We start from the raw sequence: 25,039 nt of genomic DNA, 5'->3' as shown, positions 1-25,039 counted from the left end.
CCCCCCGACGGGGCACCGACCAGAACTCCTCGTGGGGGCCCACCCGATGATCACCACCGCCGCCTCCCTCACCACCGCCCCCGCCGCCCTCCCCACCGCCGCCGGTGTCCTCACCCAGTTCAGCGGGTCGGCACAGGCCATGTCGCTGGTGGGGTTCACCGCGGTCGCGACGGTCACGCTGCTGCTGTGCGTGATGACGGGCCCGGACCGGGACGACCTCGACGAGTTCTACACCGGCTACAGCTCGCTCTCCCCCATGCGCAACGGCCTGGCGATCGCCGGCGACTACATCTCCGCGGCCACGGTCCTCGGCACCGGCGGGGTGATCGCCCTCTTCGGCTACGACGGTGTCGTCCTCGCCCTCAGCACGGCCCTGTCCCTGATGCTGCTGATGTTCCTGCTGGCCGAACCCCTGCGCAACGCGGGCCGGTTCACGATGGGCGACGCGCTGGCCCGGCGGATGCCCGGCCGGATCGTGCGCATCACGGCGTGCGTCGTGACGATCGCGGCGCTGATGCCGATGATGCTGGTGCAGCTGGCCGGCACGGGTGACCTGCTGGCGTTCATCCTCGGCTTCTCCAACGACAGCCTGAAGACCGGTGTCGTGGTGATCGTCGGCGCGCTGATGATCGGCTACGCGGCGATCGGCGGGATGAAGGGCACCGCGCTCATCCAGATCATCAAGATCGTGATGCTGCTCGGCTCCGGCGGGGTCATCGCCGTACTGATCCTGAACAGGTTCGACTGGGACCCCGGCCTGCTGCTGGGCGCCGCGGCGGCGAAGAGCGGTGTCGGCACCGGCTACCTCCACTCCGGACTCCAGTTCTCGGGCGGCCCGTACCCGGAACTCGACATGATCAGCGCCCAGTTGACCGTCGTCCTCGGCGGCGCCTGCCTGCCCCACGTCACCATGCGCATGTACACCGCGCGCAGCGCCCGTCAGGTCCGCCGCTCGCTGTCATGGGCGGTGCCGTCGGTCGCCCTGTTCGTGCTGATCATCTCGGTGGTCGGCTTCGGCGCGACGGCCCTGATCGGCCGCGAGGTCATCGCGGCGGCCGACGCCCAGGGCAACACGGCCTATCTGCTGGGTTCGATGGCGGCGTTCGGCACGGAGGTGTCCACGGCGGAGACGCTGCTGTTCACCACGGTCGCCACGGCGGTCTTCCTGACGCTGCTCGCCTCGGTGGCCGGCATGATCCTCGCCTGCGCCAACTCCCTGGCCCACGACGTCTTCGCGGCCGTCGCCTCCGCACCCCTCACTCCCCGCCGTGAGATGACCATCGCCCGGCTCTCCGCGGGTGCGGTCGGTGTCACCGCGATCGTCCTCGCCACGCTGGTCCAGAACCGCAGCCTGCAGCCGCTGGTCACGCTCTCGTTCTGCCTGGGCGCCTCGGCGATCGCCCCCGCCCTGGTCTACGGCCTCTTCTGGCGCCGGTACACCCGTACGGGCCTGATGTGCACGCTCATCGGCGGAACGCTCGCCGTCCTGGTCCTGATGACCGGCACCAACCTCGTGTCCGGTTCCCCGTTCGCCGCGTTCCCGCGCGCCGACTTCAACTGGTTCCCGTTCACCACGACGGGCCTGGTCTCCATCCCGCTGGGCTTCGCGTGCGGCTGGCTGGGCACGGTGTGGTCCGGCCGCGGCAGGGCGGAGGAACAGCGCAGGCGGTACGAGGCGGTGGAGGGCTGGATCCTCGCGGGAGCGGTGAGGAGAGGCACGGAAAGCTGAGACCGCCGAAGGCCCCCGGACGGGGACCGGGCCCCTGGCCGGGGTCAGCGCGCGACGGGGATCGCCCTCCGCCCGGGGTCCAGCACCTGAACCGGGGTTCCCCCGGCCGGGGACCAGCACCTGAACCGGGGTTCCCCCGGCCGGAGACCAGACCCTGAACCGGAACTCCCTCGGCCGGAGACCAAACCCAGAACCGGAACTCCCCCGGCCGGAGACCAGACCCAGAACCGGGATCGGGACCGGCCCCTGACCGAGATCAGCCCCCGAGACGGGGGATCGCCCCGCGGCCGGGGAGCAGCACCTGAACCGAGAGCACCCCGGGCCGGGGACCAGCACCTGACACGGATCGGCCTGCGGCCGCCGGGGCCAGACCTCAGTCCCCGGCCGGGATCAGCCCCAAACCGGACTCGGCCCCCGGCCGGACTCGGCCCCCGGCCCCGCCCCGGCCCTCAGTCCCCAACCCTCAGTCCGTGAGCGCCGACAGGCTGTCGCGGACGTAGTCCATCTGCACCTTCAGGCCCTCTCCGCGCTCGGCGTGCTCGCGCAGGATCCGCTCGGTGTCCCGCGCGACGCGCTCCTCCCGGACCCGTGCCTCCGCGATCACCTCGGCGGCACGGGTCTCCGCCTCCGTCTGCTGCTGCGCCGCGTACCGCTCCGCCTCGGCGAGAGCCCGCTCCGCCTCGACGACCGCGGCCTCCGCACGGGCGACCCGCTCCACGTGGCGCGCCTCGAACACGGCCTCCCGCTCGGCGACCGCCTTCTCGATGTCGGCCACCCGCTCGGCGAACTCCTTGTCGATCTCCGTGAGCATCCCCTCGGTGCGCTCCCGCACCTCCCGCAGCGCGGCCAGCGCCTCGGTCCGCCCCTCCTTCACCGACAGCCGCGCGGCGATCCGCAGATCGTCGGCCTGCGCCCGCGCCGAGAGCACCCGCTGCCGGGCCCGCTCGTCCGCCTCTCCGCGCAGCTGATCGGCGTACGCCCGCGACTCCTCCCGCAGCCGCCGGGCGGCCGCCTCGGCCTCCTCGACGAACCGCCGGGCATCGGCACGGCCGCCCTCCCGCAGCGCCGCCGCCTCCTCGACGCAGAGGTCGAACAACTGCCGCGCCCGCCCGCCGAGCGCCTCGTACGTCTGCTGGGGCAGCCCGGCGACGGTCTCCCGGAGCCGGGCCAGCTCCGCGCCCATCTCCTTGGCGAGCACGGTCAGCCGGGCCGCCCGCTCCCACGCCGCGTCACGGTCCCGCGAGAGGGCCGCCGCGCACGCGTCGACCTGGTCGGGGCGGTAGCCACGCCGTACGACGTCGAACTCGAAGTCGCACCCGTGGGGCGCCGTCGGTGCGCTGCTCATGCTGGAAACCTCTCGCCGGACGCACACGGAATGCCGATGTGGCGCATATCTTGATGGATCCGACAGAAGTGTTCACAACACGACACTCCGGGCGAAGGGCCGGGCGGCGGAAGCGCGTCACGCGACACGGCGGACAACGCGGAGGGGCCGGGCCCGGTCGTACGACCGGGCCCGGCCCCTCATGCTCACGCCGCCGCCGTCAGCGGCCGCGGCTCACAGCAGGCCGTCCCACATCTGCTCCAGCAGCACCGACCACCAGCTCTCCGGCGAGCCGAGCGCCGCCGGGTCCAGGGCGGCCAACTGCGCCTGGAAGTCGACGGTCCAGCGGCCCGCCTGCTCCTGGTTCAGCCCGAACCGCAGCCGCCACATCCGGCCCAGCAGCGCCAGACAGCGCGCGAACTCCGGCAGCCCGGTGTTCACGAACTGCGGCGGCACGGGCGCACCGCCCGGCCCCGCCTCCACCGGCACCGCCACGATGTTCGCCGTGCCGTACTGCACACACAGCGCCTTGCCGAAGTCGCTGCCCATCACCAGGTACGAGCCCGCGTCCGCCGCCGGCTGCACACCCCGCTCCTGCGCCAGCTCCGCCAGCGTCGGCACCGGACGGCCCGGCTGGGCCTGCGCCCAGAAGAACGGGCCCATGTCCACCGGCAGCCCGGCCACCACCAGCGTGTGCGCCACGATCGGCGGCACACCCTGCCGCGACACCGCCTGCTGGTCGAACCGGAACACCCCCGGCCCGAACGCCGCCGCCAGCTCCTGCCCGATCGCCTCCGGCGGGATCGGCGGCGCCGGCTGCACCGGCGGCAACGGCGCCCGCACCGGCGCGAGTCGGGCCGGACCGTCCGCGACCTGGTGCAACTCGCCCTGGTGCGCCAGCAGCTGCGCCATGCCCTGCTGCCGGCTCGCGTGGTCCTTGCCGTACGGGGCGATGGACGTGATGCGCGCGTTCGGCCACTGCTCACGGATCATCCGCGCGCAGTAGGCGCCCGGCAGCTCGCACGACTCCAGCTCCGTGTGCAGCTCCAGCACCGCCTCCGGCGGAATGTTCAGCCCGCGCAGCTCATGGAAGATCTGCCACTCCGGGTGCGGGGTGCCGGGCGCGGAACGCCGGATCACCTGCTGCTCGGAGCCGTCGGGCGCGCGGTACCGCAGGACGGCCTGGTAGCCGGGACCCACGGTCGGCTGCCCCGTCGGCTGCTGCGGATACCCGTACGCCGGCGGACCGCCCATCGGCTGCCCGGGATGCCCCGGCTGCCCGGGATGACCAGGGTGCCCGGGGTGCCCCGGGTGACCCGGCTGTCCGGGCATGCCCTGCGGGCCCGGCGGCATACCGGGCGGGCCGGGCGGCTGCGGCATGCCGGGCGCGCCGGGGCCGCCCACCGCGGGCCCGGCCAGCATCGTCTCGGCGTGATGCACCGGAGCGGGGCCACCGGGCGGGGTACCGGGCTGCCCCGGAGCACCGGGAGCGCCGGGAGCGCCGGGCGGCTGCGGAGCCCCCGGACCACCCACGGCGGGCCCGGCCAACATCGTCGCCGCATGATGCACCCCACCGGCAGGCGTACCCCCCGGCGGATTCGGCACCCCAGGAGCACCAGGCGCACCAGGCGCACCCGGCTGCCCCGGAGCGCCGGGCGGCTGCGGAGCCCCCGGACCACCCACGGCGGGCCCGGCCAACATCGTCGCCGCATGATGCACCCCACCGGCAGGCGTACCCCCCGGCGGATTCGGCACCCCAGGAGCACCGGGGGCACCAGGGGCACCGGGCGCGCCCGGCTGGCCCTGAGCGCCAGGCGCGCCCTCGGGCCCGTCCGGACCGAGGGCGGAGACCATCTGCGTCGGCACATACGCACCGGCTGACGGCGGGGGCGTCGCGCCCGGACGGGCACCCGGCGCACCCGGCACTCCCGGCGGGGGCGGCGGCGTACCCGGCCCACCGCTCCGGCCGCCCCTGCGCGGAGGCGGCGCGGCCTTGCTCGTCGCCGCGTCAGCGATGTCCCCGGCGTGCGGCGGCAGCGGACGCCCCGGCGGCGGCGTACCGGGCCCCTGCGGACCGCCCTGCGGGTACCCGTACGACGGAGCGCCGGGCGGCGGGGTCCCCGGACCCTGCGGGCCGCCCTGCGGGTACCCGTACGACGGCATACCCGGCGGCGGAGTCGCCGGACCGGTCGGCGGCTGCGACTGCGGCTGCCCCGACGCGTCGAGGACGGGAGCCACGGCCGTGCGCGGGAGCTGGCTGCCCCCGGTGATCAGCGCGGTCTTGGCCTCGGGCAGGGCACTGGGCGGCGGGGCGTCCTCCTCGTCGCTCACCTCGGTCAGCTGCGGCGCGAACACCGTGTCCGGCAGCGGCACCGAACGGTCGTCCTCGATCTCGGCGTTGGTGTCCGTACCGGCCCACGGCGTCGCCCCGTCCGGCACACCCGGCACCGCGTCATGCGGCTCGGCGTCCCTCGGCAGCGGCACCGCGTCCCGCACCTCGTCCCCCGCCGACGCGGCCGCCGGCCACGGCGTGGCGTCCGCCGGCACCGGCGCCCCGCCGACGGAAGCCGGGGAGGGCGGGGAGGGCGGACCCGACGGCCCGGCCAATGTCTCCGGCATCCCACCACCGGCCACGGAGCCCGCCGGACGCGACCCTGCACCGTCCGACCCACCATTACCGGCACCGGCACCGGCACCGGCTCCGGCAGCCGAACCGGCACCGGCGCCCGAACGGCGATCCGGGATGCCCATCCGGTCCGCCGCGTCCTGCAACCACTCCGGCGGAGTCAGCAGGAACGACGTCTGGTTCAGATCCACCCGCGCCGGAGGAGCCGGCGCCTCGGCGGGCGGCGCCTCCGTCCGGCCGTACTCCTCCTCGTAACGGCGGATCACCTCGCCCACCGGCAGCGACGGCCACAACGTGGCCTCCCCGCTGTCCCGGGCGATCACCAGCCGCTGCGCACCGCCGTCGGACCGCGGACCGTCGGCCCGGTCCTCCGCCCACACCACGAACCCCAGGTCGAACTCCCGCACCCGCACCTCACGGTGCTGGTACGCGGGCAGATCACCGTTGATCCACTCCTCGGCGCGCTCCTGCGCCTGAGCGAACGTCACCATCGAGAACTCACTCCCCCACCGACGACGTGGCGGCCACCGGCACGGCACGGGCGAACCCACCGTCCACCATCAGATTCGCCACCGTCTCCAACTCCGGCGGATTGCCCGCCAACCGGGACAGGAACACGTCGAAGTCCTCACCGGCGGGGAGCAGCAGCCGCTCCACCCGCTCGGCCGGCGGCAACGACGGATCCACGTCACGGGCGTCGTCGTACGCGCAGAACCACACCGACCCGATCCGGTCGCCCTTCACCTTCACCGCGACCAGCCCGCCCTGCGCGAACGCCACCGCCAGGTAGTCCTTGGTCAGATGGTCCCGCAGACACTTGTTGACGTACACCAGGTCGTTGATCGCCGCCTCGTCCCGCACCGTGAAGAACGGCTGGTCCACCAGCAGCCCCAACTCCGCGTCCAGCGCCGCCCCCACGGGAGCGCAACCGCCCGCCGCCTTCAGGAACGACCGGTACGCGCCCGGCAACCGGTACCCGAGGTCCTCCTCGACCCCCTGCACCTGCGCCTCCGTCACCGCCACCGCCGACGACTTCGGCAACCCGAAGTGCGCCGGCCGCGTCTCCTGCAACGGCCGCGTGCCCCGCTTGCCCTGGTCGACCCGCGCCGTCGCGATACCCCCGTGGTGCCGCAGCAGCGCCTTCACCTCGACCGGCACCAACTCCAGCCGCCGACTGCCCACCACGTGGTGCCACGTCCAGCCGTGCGGCGTCGCCACCGGCGGAATCGTGTCCCACAACGTGTGCCCCGACGCCGCCAGCGCGGCGTTCGCGGACACGTAGTCCGTCAACCGCAGCTCGTCCACCCCGAATCCCTCCGGGGGATCGGCGATCTCCGCCGCGGCACGCGCGTAGGGCGAGAAATCCGGATAGCCGTGCGCGTCCACACGGACACCCCTCGGATGACGCGCGGCCCGGACCGGGTCCGGAAACTGCACGACCTGCCCGGCGTAGGCCGCGTTCGGCGGCGCGGCTTGCTGCCCGAGCCGACCTGTCGTCATGGCGGTAGCCCCCTGCGGCGTTCTCGACCTGTTCTGGTACTGGCTGACTGTGCTGGCTGACTGGTCATGGCGTCTGTACGGACTGACCACTGGCAGTGAAAAAGGCCCGTCGAAGGCCCCTTCACACTCCCCGACCCGCCCCGGACCCGCACTCGAACGCGGGACCCGCACGGATCGCGGTTGTCGACAGCCTATGCGGTACGGCGATCCCGGTCACCGGCCCTCCGCTACCGTGACCAGCCGTCACACCACCCTCACCGTGTGCCGAAGCCCGGGCGTGTCGCACCGCCCCAGCTTCCACACCGGCCACGCCGTTTGGCACTCTGTGTCCGCTGACGGGGGATGCGACAGGAGGGGATGACGATCATGAGCACGACGCAGGCAGGACCCTCGGGTGATCCGCGCATCGGCTGGAGCGCCACCGAACCACCGCACACCCCCACCCTCCTCCACCGCCGCGACGGCATCCTGCCCACCGTCGCCGCCGCCCTCTCCGTACGCGGCGAGACCCTCACCGGCACCGCGGCGCGCGGCGACCACGCCCCGCCCCTGCACCCCCTCGTCCAGGAGTTCCTCGACTCCCTCGCCACCGCGCAACGCGACCGCTTCACCGGCCGCTGTGCCGAGGCCATCCTCATCTCCCGGCTCATCACCACCGCCGACGCGGCCCGCAGCAAGCGCGCCGCCCGCAGACCCATGACCAACGGCGAGGCCCGCAAGGTCCTCAAGCAGGCCAAACTCACCACCCGCCACATCCGCGAGGACGGCGACCCCCTCCACGGCGGCTTCGCCACCCCCTGCCGCTCCTGCACCGCCCTCAGCGCCCACTTCGGCGTCCGCGTCGTCGACCCGACCGAGGGCAACTGAACGGGAGCCCCGCGCCGGGAGTACTGAGGGGAGGCCCAGGTGGAAAACCGGCCGAGCCGGACGGACTCACCGGAACCCCCCGGAACCACCGCCCCGCCCGACACGTCACCTGCTACGCGAGCACACACACGCCTCACTCACCCCGGACACCTGGAGACCCTCGACACCCCGCACCTACCCCCAGCCGAGCCGCCGACGAACCCCCCGACGAACAAAGGGCAGATGCACACCGACCGCACCTCCACCACGCGCTTCTCCGTACCCGTCGACGCCGCCCTGCGCGCCGCCGGCTGGCAGCCCGGACGCTGGGACATAAAGCAGGCCGAGTTCTGGGCCGACACCCTGCGCGAGCACACCTCGCCCGCGGGACACCGTCACGCGGTCTTCCCGGCCGCGGTCGAGGCCTGGGCCGAGTTCGGCGGCCTCCGCCTCACCTCACAGGGCCCCGGCCGCCAACTCGCCCCCGTCGACCTCCACCTCGACCCCCTGCACGGCCTCCACATGGCCCGCACCCTCGGCGACCTCGGCCGCGCCCTCGACACCGAGGTCTGCCCCCTCGGCCACGAGACCGCCACCCGCGCGCTGCTCGCCATCGACACCGACGGCCGCGCCTACGCGCTCGACCACACCGGCGACTGGTACCTGGGCCCCCACATCGACGCGGCCCTCACCACCCTCCTCACAGGCACGGCCCCGACCCGCCTGACAGCCGGCTGAGCGCCCGCGCGCACACCGGCCATGCGCAGGCGTACCTGCGCACCGCAACCGGCCACGCGCAGCCGTACCCGTAGGCACGCGAGGACCTAGCCGCAGACGCAGCCGTAGGCAGGCGCAGATTCTGCAGCCGAAAGCTCGCTCAGCCATAGCCGTGGACACGAGCAGCCGTACCCGCAAGCACACGCGCGCCCGTACCCGTAGCAGTTGCCGTCCTCACGCGGCGAGCCGCGGGCAGCCCAGCCGTCGTGCCGCCGGGGCGACACAGGCCCCCTGCGCCACGCCCCCGCCCCACACGGAGTGCTACGCGGAGCGCTACGCCGGGATGACCGCCGACACCCGGAAACCCCCCGCGTCGGTCGGCCCCGACACGAACACGCCCCCCAGCTCGGCCACCCGCTCCTTCATCCCGAGCAGCCCGTTCCCGCCGCTGGGCAGCCGCGCGGCCCCTGCCGCCCCCGGCTCCGGCGGCGGCCCGTTCTCCACCTGCATCGCGATCTCCGCCGAACGGTGCGCGAGCCGCACGTGCGTCTTCGCCCCCGCCGCATGCTTGTGGACGTTGGTCAACGCCTCCTGCACCACCCGGTACGCCGTCTGCTCCACGTCGGCCGCATACACCCGCACCTCACCCTCCACCGACAGCTCCACGACCATCCCCGCGGCCGCCGACTGCCCCACCAGCACCTCCAGCTCCGCGAGACACGGCCCCTCCCCCACCTCGTCCTCCGCCCGCGAGGCGGCGGCCGCCGCGGCCACCCCCACCGCCGCCAACGGCACCGACGCCGGCTCGGCGGACCGCACCGTCGAGAACCCCTCCCCCGACCGCAGCACCCCGAGCATCTCCCGCAGCTCGGTCAACGCCTGCCGCCCCATGTCCCCCACCAGCGCCGCGTTCTTCACGGCCTTCTCGGGGTCCTTGCGCGCCACCGCCTGCAACGCCGCCGCGTGCACCACCATCAACGACACCCGGTGCGCGACCACGTCGTGCATCTCCCGCGCGATCCGCGTCCGCTCCTCGCCCCGGGCCCACTCCGCCCGCTCCTCCGCGCGCTCCGCGAGCAGCTGAAGCTCCCGCTCCAGCGAGTCGGCCCGCTCCCGCAGGCTCTCCATCAACCGCCGCCGGGCCCCCACGTACAGCCCCAGCAGCACGGGCGGCGCGGTCAGGCCGATCGCCACCGTCAGCGCCAGGAACAGCGCGAACCACTCGTCGCCGCCGACCACGGCGTCCCCGCTCACCCCGCCGTCCTCACCCCGGGTGATCTGCGTGGCCTGCACGAACCACACGATGAACACCCCGGTGAACGCCATCCCGGACAGCGCCCCGATGATCCGTCTCGGCGCCTCGGACGCGGCCAGGGTGTAGAGGCCGACGAGCCCCATCAGATACCCCATCTGAGCCGGCGCGACAGCGATGAACACCAGCACCACGGCGACGGGCCACATCCGCCGCACCAGCAGCACGGAACCGGCGAGCGCCCCGAACACGACCCCCACGGACGCGGGCAGCCCGGCGTCGCGGGCGAACTCCACGCCCTCGATCGAACACTCGACGGCCGACACGAACGCCAGCACGCCGTCGAGCACGGCCCCCCGCCACCGTTCCCACCACCACGGGCCGACCGGGCGGCCCTCCATCCTGGCCCCGGTGCGGTCTTCCCCCGTCGCGGTCATACCCCCAAGCCTACGTTCGAGCGCCCCCGCTTTTCCGGCGAGTTTCTCGTACTGGCCTACACCACACCGCCCAATCGAACAGAAGCGAAACCATCCGGTATCCCTCGAACTGCTGAATCGCACACCGTTCGACCCCGGAACCACCCATTCCGCCCGGACGGTTTGTCCATGGCACATCCCCATGGCAAGTACGCCGACTTCGAGACCCTGCGAGAGCAGGCGATCGCCCTCCGCCGGGAGGGCCTCAGTCGTCGGCAGATCCGCGACCGCATCCACGTCGACAACAACGACCTCCTCAACCGCCTCCTGGAGGGCGAGCCCCCTCCCGAATGGACCAGGCGCCCACGCCAGGACGACCTCCGCGCCAGGGCCAGGGAGCTCCGCAGCCAGGGCTGGACGTACGACCAGATCCAGATGGAGCTGGGCTGCTCAAAGAGCTCGATTTCCCTGTGGGTACGGGACCTGCCGAAGCCGGAGCGACGCGACCCGAGAGAACAAGCGAAGCTGGCGGCCCGCAAGCGCTGGGAGCACGAGCTGGCTCTGCGGGACAAGGAGCGTCGGCGAACCAAGGAAGCAGCGGCCCGAGAGATGGGCATGATGACGGACCGGGATCTGTTCATCGCTGGAGTCGCTCTCTACTGGGCCGAGGGTTCCAAGGACAAGCCGTACGACCGCCGAGAGAACGTCCTGTTCGTCAACAGCGACCCGGGGGTGATCCGCATCTACCTGGCCTGGCTGGACCTGCTGGGCATCGAACGCGAGCGCCTGCGCTACCGGGTCATGATCCACATGACGGCGGACGTGGAGGCCGCGGAGCAGTTCTGGGCCGATCGGGTCGGGGTCGACGTCTCCACCTTCCAGAGGACGACGATCAAGAAGCACAACCCGAAGACGGTCCGGAAGAACGTCGGCGAGGACTACCGGGGTTGCCTGGTGATCCGCGTCGCTCAGGGGGCTGACCTGTACCGCCGCATCGAGGGCTGGTGGAAGGGAATGGTGGCCATGGCGCCAACACGTCTCCGGTAAGGTCTTACGCAGTGATCCGCCGTGGGGTAACGGTAGCCCGCAGGCCTTTGAAGCCTTGCAGTGCTGGTTCGAATCCAGCCGGCGGAGCTGCGCGACTTCGGGTCCTGACCTCAGACAGACGGGTCAGGGCCCGCTCCCATTTCCCCCACACTGCCCCCCGGTATCCTGCGGATGTCCACACCCCACTCATCCACAGCCGAAGGGCATCCCCGTGAGCGCAACCCGCCCGGCAGCCGTCGTCGTCCTCGCAGCGGGTGAGGGCACCCGTATGAAGTCGGCCACACCCAAGGTTCTGCACAGCATCTGTGGCCGCTCCCTGGTCGGCCACGTCCTCGCCGCCGCGCGCGAGTTGGACCCGGAGAACCTGGTCGTCGTCGTGGGTCACGCCCGCGAGAAGGTCGCCGCGCATCTGACCGAGGTCGACCCGGGCGTACGCACCGCGGTCCAGGCGGAGCAGAACGGCACGGGGCACGCCGTACGGATGGGCCTCGAGGAGCTCGGCGGTGGCGTCGATGGGACAGTCGTGGTCGTCTGCGGCGACACCCCGCTGCTGACCGGCGCGACGCTCCGCCGCCTCGCCGAGACCCACGCGGCCGACGGCAACGCCGTCACCGTGCTGACGGCAGAGGTCCCGGACGCCACCGGCTACGGCCGCATCGTGCGGGACGGCGCCTCGGGTGCCGTGACGGCGATCGTGGAGCACAAGGACGCGACGGAGTCGCAGCGGGCGATCCGGGAGATCAACTCGGGTGTGTTCGCGTTCGACGGCCAGCTGCTCGCGGACGCGCTGGGGAAGGTGCGGACGGACAACAGTCAGGGCGAGGAGTACCTGACGGACGTGCTGGGGATCCTGCGGGAGGCCGGGCACCGGGTGGGCGCCTCGGTCGCGGTGGACCACCGGGAGATCGCCGGGATCAACAACCGTGTGCAGCTCGCCGAGGCGCGCCGGATCCTCAACGACCGGTTGCTGACCGAGGCGATGCTCGCGGGTGTCACGGTGGTGGATCCGGCGTCCACGTGGGTCGACGTGACGGTGACGTTCGAGCAGGACGCGCTGGTGCACCCCGGTACGCAGCTGCTCGGTGCCACACATCTCGGTGAGGGTGCGGAGGTCGGCCCGAACGCGCGGCTCAAGGACACGGTGGTCGGGGCCGGCGCGCGGGTGGACAACACGGTGGCGGACGGCGTGGAGGTGGGTCCGCAGGCGACGGTGGGGCCGTTCGCGTATCTGCGTCCGGGGACGCGGCTGGGTCTGAAGGCGAAGATCGGCACGTACGTCGAGACGAAGAACGCGTCGATCGGTGAGGGGACGAAGGTTCCGCATCTGTCGTACGTGGGCGACGCGACGATCGGCGAGTACTCGAACATCGGTGCGGCTAGTGTCTTTGTGAACTACGACGGTGAGCAGAAGCATCACACGACCGTCGGCTCGCACTGCAAGACGGGTTCGGACAACATGTTTGTGGCTCCCGTCACGATCGGGGACGGTGCGTACACCGCCGCCGGGTCCGTGATCACGAAGGATGTGCCGCCCGGTTCGCTGGCCGTGGCCCGTGGCCAGCAGCGGAATATCGAGGGTTGGGTGGCTCGTAAGCGTCCGGGGAGTCCGTCGGCGAAGGCGGCCGAGGCGGCTGCTCGGGAGGCGGAAAGCGAAAGCTGACCGGAAACGGGTGCGTCGGGGACGGCGTACCGTGATAAGTGCACACCCGCACCCCAGCTGAGCGGTCATCCATGCCCAGCTGTGACACCTCTGAGGAGACAGTGCTGTGACCGGGATCAAGACGACCGGCGAGAAGAAGATGATGTTCTTCTCCGGCCGCGCCCACCCCGAGCTTGCCGAGGAGGTCGCCCAGCAGTTGGGTGTCGGGGTCGTCCCGACGAAGGCCTTCGACTTCGCCAATGGCGAGATCTATGTGCGGTACCAGGAGTCGGCGCGTGGTGCGGACTGCTTTCTGATCCAGAGCCACACGGCTCCGATCAATAAGTGGATCATGGAGCAGTTGATCATGATCGACGCCCTGAAGCGCGCGTCGGCCCGCTCCATCACGGTGATCGTGCCGTTCTACGGTTACGCGCGGCAGGACAAGAAGCACCGTGGTCGTGAACCGATCTCGGCGCGTCTGATCGCGGACCTGATGAAGACGGCGGGCGCGGACCGGATCCTGGCGGTCGATCTGCACACGGACCAGATCCAGGGCTTCTTCGACGGTCCGGTGGACCACCTGTTCGCGCTGCCGCTGCTGGCGGACTACGTGGGCGCGAAGGTGGACCGGAGCAAGCTGACGGTGGTGTCCCCGGACGCGGGTCGTGTGCGGGTGGCGGACCGTTGGTGCGACCGGCTGGGCGCGCCGCTGGCGATCGTGCACAAGCGGCGTGACAAGGACGTGGCGAACCAGGTCACGGTCCATGAGGTCGTGGGTGAGGTCAAGGGCCGTATCTGTGTCCTCGTGGACGACATGATCGACACGGGTGGCACGATCTGCGCCGCGGCGGACGCGTTGTTCGCGCACGGCGCGGAGGACGTCATCGTGACGGCGACGCACGGTGTGCTGTCGGGTCCGGCCGCCGATCGGTTGAAGAACTCGAAGGTCAGTGAGTTCGTGTTCACCAACTCGCTGCCGACGCCGAGCGAGCTGGAGCTGGACAAGATCACGGTGCTGTCGATCGCGCCGACGATCGCGAACGCGGTGCGTGAGGTGTTCGAGGACGGTTCGGTGACGAGCCTGTTCGACGAGCAGTAGGGCCTGTTCGACGAGCGGTAGGGATCGCCGAGCGGTCGTGTAGAGATCGTTTTGGGTGCGGCCTCCCTTGCCGAGTAGACTGCTGAAGTTGCTCGGCGAGGGAGGCCGTCCGCGTTCTGTGCGCGGGTTCGGCGGTCCGTTATCGACGCGCTCTTCGTAGCAGGCCGTTCGTGGCCGGGTGACCACGTCCGTTGCTATCTCTACGAGGAGTGATCATGTCCGAGGTGAAGCTCACCGCGTCGACGCGTACCGAGTTCGGCAAGGGTGCCGCCCGTCGTATCCGTCGTGACTCCAAGGTTCCCGGTGTTCTGTACGGTCACGGTTCCGACCCGCTGCACCTGACGCTGCCGGGCCACGACCTGCTGCTGGCGCTGCGTACGCCGAACGTCCTGATCTCGCTGGACATCGACGGCAAGACCTCCGAGCTGGCGATCCCGAAGTCCGTGCAGCGTGACCCGATCAAGGGTTTCCTGGAGCACGTCGACCTGCTGCTCGTGAAGAAGGGCGAGAAGGTCAACGTCGAGATCCCCGTGCACACCGAGGGTGAGCTGGCGGCGGGTGGCAACCTGCTGGAGCACGTTCTGAACGCGCTGCCGGTCGAGGCCGAGGCCACGCACATCCCCGAGTCGGTCAGCGTCTCGGTCGAGGGTCTTGAGGCGGGTGCGTCCGTCCTGGCGAAGGACATCGCGCTGCCGAAGGGTGTCTCCCTGGCGGTCGAGGAGGACGCGGTGGTCCTCCAGGTTCTGGCCGCGCAGGCGGAGGAGCCCTCGGAGGAGGGCGCCGAGGGCGAAGAGGTCGCCGAGGCCTGAGCCGTACTGCGACAGCGGTACAGCGAGTCTTGATCCAGCCGCCGTCTCCCTTGCGGGAGCGGCGGCTGGTTCGCGTAGGAATGGAGACATGGACGTGACGACCGATCCCGCTGCCCCCTGGTTGATCGCCGGGTTGGGGAATCCCGGGCCCGAGTACGCCATGAATCGGCACAATGTCGGTTTCATGGTGGTGGATCTGCTGGCCGAGCGGATCGGGGGGAGGTTCAAGCGGGCCGGGAAGGCGCAGGCGCAGGTCGTGGAGGGGCGGATCGGGCCGCCGGGGCATGGGGGTACCTCCCAGGCCCTTAAGGCACTGGGGGAGAGCCGGCGGGTGATCCTGGTGAAGCCGATGTCGTTCATGAATCTGTCCGGTGGTCCGGTGAACGCGCTGCGGGACTTCTACAAGGTGCCGGTGGGCAACATCGTGGCCGTCCATGACGAGCTGGACATCGACTACGGGACGCTGCGGCTGAAGCTGGGCGGTGGTGACAACGGTCACAACGGGCTGAAGTCGATGACGAAGGCGATGGGGTCGGACTACCACCGGGCGCGGTTCGGGATCGGTCGGCCGCCGGGTCGGATGCCGGTCGCGGACTTCGTGCTGAAGGACTTCGCGTCGGCGGAGCGCAAGGAGTTGGACTACTTCGTGGACCGGGCGGCGGACGCGGTGGAGTGTCTGGTGATCGAGGGGCTGGAGCGGGCACAGGGGACGTACAACTCCTGAGGGGTCATCTCGGGAGGGATCAGGACAAGTCATGATTGCCTCCTTGTCCCGGTTGGCCTGCGGGAGTTGACCGACCGCGGTGCCATGGCCAATGATCCCGGCCATGCCCGCCAGCCATGCCTCCGCTTCCCGTTCGCGGCGCGCCCGAGCGCTGCCGCGCAAGGGTGGTACGTCGAGCGCGTTGCGCTATGGGCGGCTCGCGGCGATGGGTGTCGTCGCGTTGGTGATCCTCGTCGCCGGGGTGTGGGGTTCCTGGGGCTGCGCCCAGCACGTGATGCTGAGCAAGGGGCGCGAGCAGGGGACGATGACGGTGTCCCGGTGTGAGGGGACGATCTGCTGGGGGCCGTACGAGCCGGTGTCGGCGGGGTCGACGGCGCGGCAGCGGGTGAGCATCGAGCACTCGGTGGCGGTGAGGACGGGGGAGACGTACTCGGTCGTCGTGAAGCCGGGCAGCAGTGATGTGGTGCGGACGGGCCCGGCGGGCCTGCTGCACGCGTGGGTGCCGCTGGGTGGCGCGCTGCTGCTGTCCTCGGTGGTCGTGGCGGGCGGGCTGCGGATGCGTCGCTCGGCGTGGGTACTGGGCGGTGCGGGGCTCGCACTGATCACGGCGGCGTGGGTGGCCCTGTGAGGCCGTCCGCCCGGGAGCGCGCGCTGAGGCCGTCCCCCTGACCGAACACAACCCTGAGCACACACAACGGTGCCCCCGTGGTCGTAGGACCACGGGGGCACCGTTCTTCCGTGTCCGGGTCAGCCGGTGTTGCGCAGGCCCGCCGCCACGCCGTTGACGGTGAGGAGGAGGGCTCGGGCGAGGAGCGGGTCGGGGGTCTCGCCGGCGGCGGCCGCGTCCCGCTGACGCTTCAGCAGCGCGACCTGGAGGTACGAGATGGGGTCGAGGTAGGCGTCGCGGATGGAGAAGGTCTGCTGGAGGACGGGGTTGGCGTCGAGCAGCTGGTCCTCCCCGGTGACGCGCAGGACCTCGCGGACGGTGAGCTCGTGTTCGGCCCTGATGGTGTCGAAGACGTGCTTGAGCTCGTCGGGGACGAGCGTGTCGACGTAGTGCTGGGCGATCCGCAGGTCGGTCTTGGCCAGCGTCATCTCGACGTTGGAGAGGAAGTTGCGGAAGAAGTGCCACTGCTCGTGCATCTCGTCCAGCACGGTGTCGAGGCCGGCTTCGCGCAGCGCCTTGAGGCCGGAGCCGACGCCGAACCAGCCGGGGACGATCTGCCGTGACTGGGTCCAGCCGAACACCCAGGGAATGGCGCGCAGGCCGTCGAGGGAGACGCCGGAGCCGGGGCGGCGGGAGGGCCGGGAGCCCAGGTGCAGGTCGGCGAGCTGGTCCACCGGCGTCGACGCGAGGAAGTACGTCGGCAGGTCCGGGTCCTCGACGAGGGCGCGGTAGGCGGCGTGGGCGGCGTCGGAGACGACGTCCATGGCGGCGTCCCAGCGGGCGAGGGCCTCGACGGACTGGCGGGGTGCGGTGTGCAGTGCGGAGGCCTGGAGGGTCGCGGCGACCGTGAGTTCCAGGTTCTCCCGGGCCAGGGACGGCACGAGGTACTTGTCGGAGATGACCTCGCCCTGTTCGGTGACCTTGATCTCGCCTTCGAGGGTGCCCCAGGGCTGGGCGAGGATCGCGTCGTGGGAGGGGCCGCCGCCGCGGCCGACGGTGCCGCCGCGGCCGTGGAAGAGGCGCAGGCGGACGCCGTAGCGGTGGGCTACGTCGCGCAGGCGGCGCTGCGCGCGGTGGATCTCCCACTGGCTGGTGGTGATGCCGCCGAACTTGGAGGAGTCGGAGTAGCCGAGCATGACCTCCTGGACGTCGCCGCGCAGGGCGACGAGCCGCCGGTAGGAGGGGTCGGCGAGCATGTCCTCGAGGATGGTGTCGGCGGCCTTGAGCTCGTCGGTGGTCTCCAGGAGGGGGACGATGCCGATCTTCGCCCAGCCGGCGTGGAGGTCGAGGAGGCCGGCCTCGCGGGCGAGGACGGTGGCGGCGAAGACGTCGTCGGCGCCCTGGCACATGGAGATGATGTACGACTCGATGACCTCGGGGCCGAAGACCTCCAGGGCCTTCTTGACGGTCTCGAACACGCCGAGGGTCTTGGCGCCGTCGGCGTCGAGGGGCGCCGGGGTGGGGGCGAGGGGGCGGCGGGAGCGGAGCTCCTTGGCGAGGAGCTTGTGCCGGTACTCGCGGGGCATGTCCTCGTAGCGCCAGGACTCCTCGCCGAGGCGGTCGAAGAGCTGGCCGAGGGCGTGGTGGTGGGCGTCGGCGTGTTCGCGGACGTCCATGGTGGCGAGCTGGAGGCCGAACGCGGCGAGGGTGCGGATGGTGCGGTTCATGCGGCCGTCGGCGAAGAGGCCGCCGCGGTGCTCGCGCAGCGAGGTCTGGATGAGGGTGAGGTCCTTGAGGAGCTCGCCGGTGCCCAGGTAGTCGCGGCCGGGCTCGTGCGGGATGCCCTTGGCGAGGCGCTGCTTGGTGTTCTCCAGCTTCTGCCGGATGCAGGTGGCCTTGAGCCGGTAGGGCTCCTCCGCGTTGAGGCGCTTGTAGCGGGGGCTGATCTCGGGGAGGGCTTCGAGGTCGGCCTGGAGGGAGGAGAGCAGTTCCTCGGTGGCGCCGGTGTAGCGGATGGAGTTGGAGAGGAAGCCGCGCAGCTCGTCGATGAGTTCGAGGGCGTCGTTGATGCCGTGTTCGTGCTGGAGGATGAGGACGTCCCAGGTCACCTGGGGGGTGACGTTGGGGTTGCCGTCGCGGTCGCCGCCGATCCAGGTGCCGAAGGTGAGGGGGCGGGTGTGGTCGGGGAGCTGGACGCCGACGCGTTCCAGTTCCGCGGTGAGGTCCTCCAGGACGTCGCCGACGGCGTTCGCGTGCAGCTCGTCGAGGTAGTAGATGGCGTTGCGGGCCTCGTCGGCCGGTTCGGGTCGGACGACGCGCAGCTCGTCGGTCTGCCAGACGAGATCGATGTTCTCGGCCAGTCGGGTGTCGTAGCGGCGGCGGTCGGATTCGATGACCGGGGTCTCCAGGAGCGCGGCGATGCGCCGGAGCTTGTTGAGTACCGACCGGCGTGCGGCTTCGGTGGGGTGTGCGGTGAAGACGGGGCGGACGTTGAGGTTCCGGACCGTTTCGCGCAGGTGGTCGGGGTCGGCGTCCTTGAGGCGGTCGGCCGTCCGGGCGAGGAGGCCGCCCTCGGCGGCACGGCGTGCCCTGAGTTCGCGGCCGCGGTGGACCTGTTCGGTGACGTTGGCCAGGTGGAAGTAGGTGGAGAACGCCCGTACGAGCTTGGCGGCGGTCTCCAGTTCCGTGCCGCGCAGCAGTTCGGCGGCGGCTTCGCCGTCTTCGCGGGTCAGGCGGCGGACGCGCTCGACCAGCTCCAGGAGTTCGGGGCCCTCTTGGCGTACGAGGGCTTCGCCGAGCAGATCGCCCAGGCGCCGGATGTCGGCGCGCAGCTCGGCGCTGGTCGTCGTGACCGTCTGGCCGTGGTCGTCGGCACTGCTCACAGGTGCGGCTCCTTGCAGTGTTGAAGCTCGTCTGGGAGGGAACCCGGACGGCCGGCCCAGCGACTCGAGGAGGTGCAGGCGCCGCTTGGTGGGCTTGGCTTCCGGGCAGGAATCAGAGCGGACCGCGCTGTCCGACCGACACCAGGATAGGTGGCCGGTGTCACGCGCAGGCCGCCAGGTGTCCGATTGACGGCACTGAGTGCCAGATGCGGGCCGTCGGAAGCCCCCGTTTTGGGCGCGGTGGCGGTAGATGTCCCCTGGATGCCGGGACGCGAGGCGGATGGGCTCTTGCCGCCGGGCGACGCGCTGACATACTTACGATGCCGTAGGTTACGGAACCGTAGGGAATGCCGTAAGGCGGCCCGCGCAGCCTGTTTCGACAGGCACTCCCCCCTCTCTCCACCCTCGACCCCCTAGGGGACCCATGACCACGAGTTCCGATGTGATCGAAGACGCCCCGGAGGCGAACGACTCCCCGGGTTCCGCGCCCGGCTCCCCCGCCGTCTCGGCGACGCTGGGCGGCGAGCAGAAGCGGTCGATCGAACAGATCACGCTGCTCCTCTTCATCACCGTGCCGTTCCTGGCGGTGCTCGCGGCGGTGCCACTGGCCTGGGGCTGGGGGGTGAGCTGGCTGGACCTCGCTCTGCTGGTGTTCTTCTACTACCTGGGCTGCCACGGGATCACGATCGGCTTCCACCGGCACTTCACGCACGGTTCGTTCAAGGCCAAACGCCCGCTGAAGATCGCGCTGGCGATCGCCGGGTCGATGGCCGTGGAGGGCCCGCTGGTGCGCTGGGTGGCCGACCACCGCAAGCATCACAAGTTCTCCGACGCCGAGGGCGACCCCCACTCGCCGTGGCGCTACGGGGAGACGGTTCCGGCGCTGATGAAGGGCCTGTGGTGGGCCCACATCGGCTGGATGTTCGACGAGGAGCAGACCCCGCAGGACAAGTACGCCCCGGACCTGATCAAGGACCGGACGCTGCGGACGATCTCGCGCCAGTTCATCCTGTGGACGATGATCTCCCTCGCGCTGCCCGCGCTGATCGGGGGCCTCGTGACGATGTCCTGGTGGGGCGCGTTCACGGGGTTCTTCTGGGGCTCCCTCGTCCGGGTGGCGCTGCTGCACCATGTGACGTGGTCGATCAACTCGATCTGCCACGCGGTCGGCAAGCGCCCCTTCAAGTCCCGTGACCGCTCGGGCAACGTGTGGTGGCTGGCGGTCCTGTCCTGCGGCGAGTCCTGGCACAACCTGCACCACGCCGACCCGACCTCGGCCCGCCACGGCGTCGAACGGGGCCAGCTGGACTCCTCCGCCCGCCTGATCCGGTGGTTCGAACAGCTGGGGTGGGCCTACGACGTGCGCTGGCCGTCACGCTCGCGTATCGATTCCAGGCGTATCACGGGTGAGGACGGCTCCGAGCACCGGAAGGCGCCCGCCGAGGCGGCATGATTGACGCCGTGGCGACCGACTCCAGCAGCACCCCGAGCAATGAGAAGCCGCGGCGTGCTCGCCGCACCCGGATGACGGGCGCCGAACGCCGTCAGCAACTGCTGGAGATCGGCCGCACCCTCTTCGCCGCGAAGGGCTTCGAGGGCACGTCGGTGGAGGAGATCGCCGCGAAGGCGGGGGTCTCCAAGCCGGTGGTGTACGAGCACTTCGGCGGCAAGGAGGGCCTGTACGCGGTGGTGGTGGACCGGGAGATGCGGCGCCTGCTGGACATGGTCACCAGCTCCCTCACCGCCGGCCATCCTCGTGAGCTGCTGGAGCAGGCGGCCTTCGCGCTCCTGGACTACATCGAGGAGTACACGGACGGTTTCCGCATCCTGGTCCGCGACTCCCCGATCCCCCAGTCGACGGGCTCCTTCGCCTCGCTGATCTCCGACATCGCCACCCAGGTGGAGGACATCCTGGGCCGCGAGTTCAAGAGCCGTGGCTTCGACCCCAAACTCGCCCCGCTGTACGCCCAGGCCCTGGTCGGCATGGTCGCCCTGACCGGCCAGTGGTGGCTGGACGTCCGCCGCCCGAAAAAGGCGGAGGTGGCCGCACACCTGGTCAACCTGTCGTGGCACGGCCTGGACGGCCTGGAACAGAAGCCCCGCCTGATCGGCCACCGAAAGAGCTGAGGCTGGGCCCCGAGGGGCGCGGACAGCTGCGGTTCCCTCAGAGCCACGGGAACACCGCCGTCCCCAGGGGCGCGGGGAACTGCGCGACAAACCACGACGAACCCGCACCCGCGAGAGACCGCACACGCCACCCCCTTGGGCGACGGCAGCGGCTCGTGCCGGCCGGTCCGCGGACGGGCTACGGCGTTTCCGTCGAGGCCGAGCGCAGCTGCGCCGTTGAGGCCGAGCGCAGCGGAGTCGTCTCCAACACCTCTCCCGCCATCCGCCCGGCAGGCCCCTCCGTCTGTTCCGCGATACGCCGGAACGTCTCCTGGGCCTGCCGCGCGGGCCACGCCTCCGGAAGGTGCCGGACGGGCAGCCGGGGGTCGGTCCGGATGATCCGCAGCCACTCGGCGACCAGCCGCAGCCGCGCGGCGACGGGGTCGGCGGCGGCCAGGTCCGCGCTGGTCCAGCGCCTGTCGAACGCGACGTACCGCGCGGCGAGGGCCTCCAGGTCCCAGCTCTCGCGGATCATCAGCCCGATGTCGGTGAAGTCGTCGGCGCGGGCGTGGAACACCTTCACATGGGCGTCGAGCCCCAGCTCCGACACGATCCCCCGTACGTCGACGCGCCCCGGCGCGATCCACAGACCGCTGTAGAGCGCCCCGAACCCGGACCAGGTGAGCCGGGAGCGCAGATCGTGGCGTTGCCGTTGCCAGGACTCGGGGAGGGAGAAGCCGAGGAGGGTCCAGGTGCCGTCCCAGTCCTCGTTGACGGCGCCGTCGCGCCAGATGCGCTGTCCCCCGTCGCGCAGGATGGCGTTCGCGTGCGGGGTGAGGCCGAAGAACATCTTCCGCCCTTCGCGCTGCCGGAGCAGCAGTCCCCGGTTCACCATCCGCGTCAGCGTCGACCGGACCGCCTGCTCGCCGGTGCCGACGCGTCCGAGGACGTCGATGATGCTCCCCGAGTACACCCCGAGGTCGCCCTCGTCGCGGTCGAGCACGTGGTTGCCGAAGAAGGCCAGCACGAGCGACTGCGGCCGCGGCTGCGGCACGTCGGCGAGGTCTACGACATCGGCGACATCGGCGTCCAGGATCTCGTCCTCCACAGCGGTAAGGGTACGGAGGACCGGGGCGGAGCCGGGGTGGGGGCAGGCCCTGCCGGTGCGGGGCGGGCCCTGCGCTACCCCTCACCCCCCGGCTTCCGGGCGACGACGAAGATGCGGCGGAAGGGGAAGGCCGTGCCGTGAGGGGTGGCCGGGTAGGCCTCGCGGAGCGCGGTGCGGTACTCGGCGACGAAGGGGCCGGCGTCGTCGCCGAGTTCCGTGAGGATCGGCCGCAGTCCCGTCCCGGTGACCCAGTCGAGCACGGCGTCCTCACCCTGGAGGAGGTGGACGTACGTCGTCTCCCAGGCGTCGACCTCGCAGCCGAGGTCGGCGAGCGCGGCCAGGTACGCGGCGGGCGTGTGGACGGCGTCGTCGTGGCGGAGGGTGTCGCCGAGCCGGTCCCGCCACCGCTCGGACCGGGCGAGTTCCCGCATGAGGCGGTGGCTGGGCGAGTCGAAGTTGCCGGGCACCTGGAAGGCGAAGGTGCCACCCGGCACGAGGGCGTCCACCCAGACCGGGAAGCGGTCGAGATGGCCGGGCACCCACTGGAAGGTCGCGTTGCTGGCGATCAGGTCGTACGGCTCCGCGGGCGCCCAGGTACGGAGGTCGGCGGCGGCGAAGTCGACGCGGCCGCCGCCGGACGTGGGCCCCTCGTGGTCGACGTGTGCCTTGTCGAGCATCTCGGGCGAGTTGTCGTACCCGGTGATGCGGGCGCCGGGCCAGCGGTCGGCGAGCAGCCGCGTGACGTTGCCGGGGCCGCAGCCGAGGTCGGCGATGCGGGGCCGGTCGCCGCCGGGCGGCTCGGGCACATGGGCGAGCAGGTCGACGAAGGCGCGGGCACGGTGGCCGGCGTGGCGCAGGTACTGCTGGGGGTCCCAGGTGGGGGCGGTGGGGGGCATGGTCGGGCTACCTCCTCGTAGGTCCTCAAGGCCGGACACTCCAACTCTCGTACGGAAGGTATCTCGACGTCAAGAAACTTGATGACAACCCTCTTGATGCCAAGAGACTTCACATCGACACAACCACTACACTGATCGCCATGGAGGACGAGGTCGATCGGCTGGTCGCAGCGTGGCGCCGGGAGCGCCCCGACCTCGACGTGGAGCCGCTTGAAGTACTCAGCCGGGTGAGCAGACTGGCCCGGCATCTGGACCGTGCGCGCAGGCTGGCGTTCGCCGAGCACCAGTTGGAGCCGTGGGAGTTCGATGTCCTGACGGCGCTGCGGCGCGCGGGTACGCCGTATCAGCTCTCCCCCGGCCAACTCCTGACGCAGACGCTCGTGACCTCCGGCACGATGACGAACCGCATCGACCGCCTCGCGAAGAAGGGGCTGGTAGAGCGGTTGCCGGACCCCAGTGACCGTAGGGGCGTGCTCGTGCGACTGACGGACGAGGGCCGGGACCGGGCGGACCAGGCGCTCGCCGGACTCCTCGACCAGGAACGAGCGATCCTGGCCGAGCTGTCACGGGCCCAGCGAGGTGAACTGGCCGGGCTGCTACGCCAGTTGACCGCCCCGTTCGACAACATCCCCGGCTAGGTCGACGGGCCCGACGCCGGCCCGGCGGGCGAGCGCGACGGCGGCGAGGGTGCTGTGGACGCCCAGCTTGCCGAGGACGTTCTGCATATGGGTGCGGACGGTGTGGGGCGACAGGAACAGGCGCTCGGCGACGGCTTTGCGCCCCAGGCCCGCCACCATGCACCGAAGCACTTCCCGCTCACGCGGCGTGAGGGACTCGACGAGCCGCTCACTCTCCGTGCGGTGCTTGCGGGCGGCGGTCAGTTCGCGGAGCACGCCGGTGAGAAGGGCGGGCGGCAGATGCGTCTCGTCGCGCAGCACTCCGCGGATGACGGTGAGCAGCCGGGAGAGCGAGCAGTCCTTGGCGACCCACCCGGAGGCCCCCGCCTGGAGGGCGAGCGCCGCCCGACGCGGGTCGTCCTTCTCGGCGAGCACGACGGTCCGTACGGTCGGCTGCCCCGTCCGCACACCGGCGACGAGGGATATGCCGTCGACGAGGCCGTCCTCGCCGGTGTCCTGCACGGGCACCGGCCCGGAGACGGCGGCGACGGGCCCGCGCCCGGCCCCCGTCGGCACCCCGGAGGCGTACGCGGCCCCTCCGGGGAGGTGGCCGGAGCGCAGGGCGGGCGACTGACCGTGCCCGCCCAGATCGGCGTCGACGAGCAGCACGTCGAACTTGCGCCCTTCCGCCGCCGCGCGATCCAGGCAGCGCAGCGCGGCCGGGCCACTGCCGGCCGCGGACACGTCGACGTCGGGCTCGGCGGCGAGGGCCGCGGCGAGCGACTCGGCGAAGATGCGGTGGTCGTCGACGACCAGGACTCGGATGCGAACCACTGAAACCCCCACTGGTCGGGGGACGACCGGCGCGGGTACGGCGCCCGGCATGTTCCCCGGTTTACACCTGGGACGGGGCGCCGCAGCCGCACGGCCGCCGCCGTGCTGAACCGCTACCCCCACTCCGGGCGTCGTACCCGACTTGTCTCGCCCCCTGATCAGCACCGGCCCCCACCGGCGCTGTTCATCAGGGTAAGGCCGGGGGGCAGGAGCGGAAGGTAATTTGCAGAACTGGTTGGCCAACGCGTTTATGGTGTG

20 protein-coding genes and 1 tRNA gene are annotated in these 25,039 nt (G+C 71.5%); 13 read left to right on the top strand and 8 right to left on the bottom strand.

Features of this window, described 5'->3' with window-relative positions; translation table 11 throughout:
- Positions 1–139: 139 nt before the first annotated feature.
- The gene (locus tag SMA5143A_RS23255) at positions 140–1,729 is read left to right on the top strand and encodes a sodium/solute symporter (protein WP_181361987.1); all 1,590 of its coding nucleotides are present in this window, start codon (positions 140–142) and stop codon (positions 1,727–1,729) included.
- A 463-nt stretch (positions 1,730–2,192) separates the two neighbouring features.
- Here SMA5143A_RS23255 and SMA5143A_RS23250 read toward each other — a convergent pair whose 3' ends face one another.
- The 3 genes from SMA5143A_RS23250 to SMA5143A_RS23240 all read right to left on the bottom strand — a co-directional run bounded on the left by SMA5143A_RS23250 (position 2,193) and on the right by SMA5143A_RS23240 (position 7,179).
- On the bottom strand, positions 2,193–3,074 hold the full coding sequence (locus SMA5143A_RS23250; protein WP_107464786.1) for a cellulose-binding protein: 882 nt from the start codon (positions 3,072–3,074) through the stop codon (positions 2,193–2,195).
- Positions 3,075–3,287: 213 nt separating this feature from the next.
- Positions 3,288–6,170 (bottom strand): SUKH-4 family immunity protein, encoded by a 2,883-nt coding sequence (locus tag SMA5143A_RS23245; protein ID WP_107464785.1) that lies wholly within the window; start codon positions 6,168–6,170, stop codon positions 3,288–3,290.
- Positions 6,171–6,177: 7 nt separating this feature from the next.
- The gene (locus SMA5143A_RS23240; protein ID WP_107464784.1) at positions 6,178–7,179 is read right to left on the bottom strand and encodes an SMI1/KNR4 family protein; all 1,002 of its coding nucleotides are present in this window, start codon (positions 7,177–7,179) and stop codon (positions 6,178–6,180) included.
- A 357-nt stretch (positions 7,180–7,536) separates the two neighbouring features.
- Between SMA5143A_RS23240 and SMA5143A_RS23235 the strand changes: the two genes are divergently transcribed.
- Positions 7,537–8,046 (top strand): YwqJ-related putative deaminase, encoded by a 510-nt coding sequence (locus SMA5143A_RS23235; protein WP_107464783.1) that lies wholly within the window; start codon positions 7,537–7,539, stop codon positions 8,044–8,046.
- Positions 8,047–8,268: 222 nt separating this feature from the next.
- Positions 8,269–8,763, top strand: coding sequence for an SUKH-3 domain-containing protein (locus SMA5143A_RS23230; protein WP_055716836.1), 495 nt, complete (start codon positions 8,269–8,271; stop codon positions 8,761–8,763).
- A gap of 312 nt (positions 8,764–9,075) precedes the next feature.
- Here the strand turns inward: SMA5143A_RS23230 and SMA5143A_RS23225 are convergent, their stop codons facing one another.
- Entirely contained in the window at positions 9,076–10,431 is a 1,356-nt protein-coding gene (locus SMA5143A_RS23225) for a sensor histidine kinase (protein WP_107464782.1), read from the bottom strand.
- Between the two features lie 168 nt (positions 10,432–10,599).
- On the opposite strand from SMA5143A_RS23225, the gene SMA5143A_RS23220 reads away from it, so the two are divergent.
- The 7 genes from SMA5143A_RS23220 to SMA5143A_RS23190 all read left to right on the top strand — a co-directional run bounded on the left by SMA5143A_RS23220 (position 10,600) and on the right by SMA5143A_RS23190 (position 16,359).
- Complete coding sequence (locus SMA5143A_RS23220) at positions 10,600–11,457, top strand: hypothetical protein (protein ID WP_107464781.1); 858 nt, start codon at positions 10,600–10,602, stop codon at positions 11,455–11,457.
- Between the two features lie 15 nt (positions 11,458–11,472).
- Positions 11,473–11,544: transfer RNA gene (locus SMA5143A_RS23215), tRNA-Gln, on the top strand.
- A gap of 124 nt (positions 11,545–11,668) precedes the next feature.
- Positions 11,669–13,117: a bifunctional UDP-N-acetylglucosamine diphosphorylase/glucosamine-1-phosphate N-acetyltransferase GlmU gene (glmU, locus tag SMA5143A_RS23210; protein ID WP_107464780.1), complete on the top strand. Its 1,449-nt coding sequence runs from the start codon at positions 11,669–11,671 to the stop codon at positions 13,115–13,117.
- A 106-nt stretch (positions 13,118–13,223) separates the two neighbouring features.
- A complete protein-coding gene (locus SMA5143A_RS23205) occupies positions 13,224–14,198 on the top strand; it encodes a ribose-phosphate diphosphokinase (RefSeq protein WP_055522386.1) in 975 nt (324 codons plus the stop codon).
- A 215-nt stretch (positions 14,199–14,413) separates the two neighbouring features.
- Positions 14,414–15,007 carry a 50S ribosomal protein L25/general stress protein Ctc gene (locus SMA5143A_RS23200; protein ID WP_107464779.1) on the top strand — a complete coding sequence of 198 codons (594 nt, stop codon included), beginning with the start codon at positions 14,414–14,416 and terminating at the stop codon, positions 15,005–15,007.
- Positions 15,008–15,095: 88 nt separating this feature from the next.
- On the top strand, positions 15,096–15,731 hold the full coding sequence (pth, locus tag SMA5143A_RS23195) for an aminoacyl-tRNA hydrolase (RefSeq protein ID WP_107464778.1): 636 nt from the start codon (positions 15,096–15,098) through the stop codon (positions 15,729–15,731).
- Between the two features lie 103 nt (positions 15,732–15,834).
- Positions 15,835–16,359, top strand: coding sequence for a hypothetical protein (locus SMA5143A_RS23190; RefSeq protein WP_258193685.1), 525 nt, complete (start codon positions 15,835–15,837; stop codon positions 16,357–16,359).
- 119 nt (positions 16,360–16,478) lie between these two features.
- On the opposite strand, the gene ppc is transcribed toward SMA5143A_RS23190, so the two are convergent.
- Positions 16,479–19,220, bottom strand: a complete 2,742-nt coding sequence (ppc, locus tag SMA5143A_RS23185) for a phosphoenolpyruvate carboxylase (RefSeq protein ID WP_107464776.1) — start codon at positions 19,218–19,220, stop codon at positions 16,479–16,481.
- Positions 19,221–19,644: 424 nt separating this feature from the next.
- Here ppc and SMA5143A_RS23180 point away from each other — a divergent pair, with 424 nt between their 5' ends.
- Together SMA5143A_RS23180 and SMA5143A_RS23175 are read left to right on the top strand one after the other, a co-directional pair.
- Complete coding sequence (locus SMA5143A_RS23180) at positions 19,645–20,673, top strand: acyl-CoA desaturase (RefSeq protein ID WP_107464775.1); 1,029 nt, start codon at positions 19,645–19,647, stop codon at positions 20,671–20,673.
- The gene (locus tag SMA5143A_RS23175; protein WP_055539988.1) at positions 20,670–21,347 is read left to right on the top strand and encodes a TetR/AcrR family transcriptional regulator; all 678 of its coding nucleotides are present in this window, start codon (positions 20,670–20,672) and stop codon (positions 21,345–21,347) included. Before SMA5143A_RS23180 ends, SMA5143A_RS23175 begins: the two co-directional genes overlap by 4 nt.
- Before the next feature lie 178 nt (positions 21,348–21,525).
- On the opposite strand, the gene SMA5143A_RS23170 is transcribed toward SMA5143A_RS23175, so the two are convergent.
- Positions 21,526–22,434: a PaaX family transcriptional regulator gene (locus tag SMA5143A_RS23170; RefSeq protein WP_258193684.1), complete on the bottom strand. Its 909-nt coding sequence runs from the start codon at positions 22,432–22,434 to the stop codon at positions 21,526–21,528.
- Between the two features lie 74 nt (positions 22,435–22,508).
- Positions 22,509–23,330, bottom strand: a complete 822-nt coding sequence (locus tag SMA5143A_RS23165) for a trans-aconitate 2-methyltransferase (RefSeq protein ID WP_107464774.1) — start codon at positions 23,328–23,330, stop codon at positions 22,509–22,511.
- Positions 23,331–23,470: 140 nt separating this feature from the next.
- Between SMA5143A_RS23165 and tamR the strand changes: the two genes are divergently transcribed.
- The gene (tamR, locus tag SMA5143A_RS23160; protein WP_055712124.1) at positions 23,471–23,968 is read left to right on the top strand and encodes a MarR family transcriptional regulator TamR; all 498 of its coding nucleotides are present in this window, start codon (positions 23,471–23,473) and stop codon (positions 23,966–23,968) included.
- Here tamR and SMA5143A_RS23155 read toward each other — a convergent pair.
- The gene (locus SMA5143A_RS23155) at positions 23,927–24,781 is read right to left on the bottom strand and encodes a response regulator transcription factor (protein WP_107464773.1); all 855 of its coding nucleotides are present in this window, start codon (positions 24,779–24,781) and stop codon (positions 23,927–23,929) included. The genes tamR and SMA5143A_RS23155 overlap by 42 nt on opposite strands.
- Between the last annotated feature and the right edge of the window lie 258 nt (positions 24,782–25,039).

It is taken from the genome of Streptomyces sp. MA5143a, from assembly GCF_900290235.1.
GTDB lineage: Bacteria > Actinomycetota > Actinomycetes > Streptomycetales > Streptomycetaceae > Streptomyces.
The sequence above is the reverse complement of the archived record's forward strand: the minus strand, read 5'-3'. Positions and strand labels throughout refer to the sequence as shown.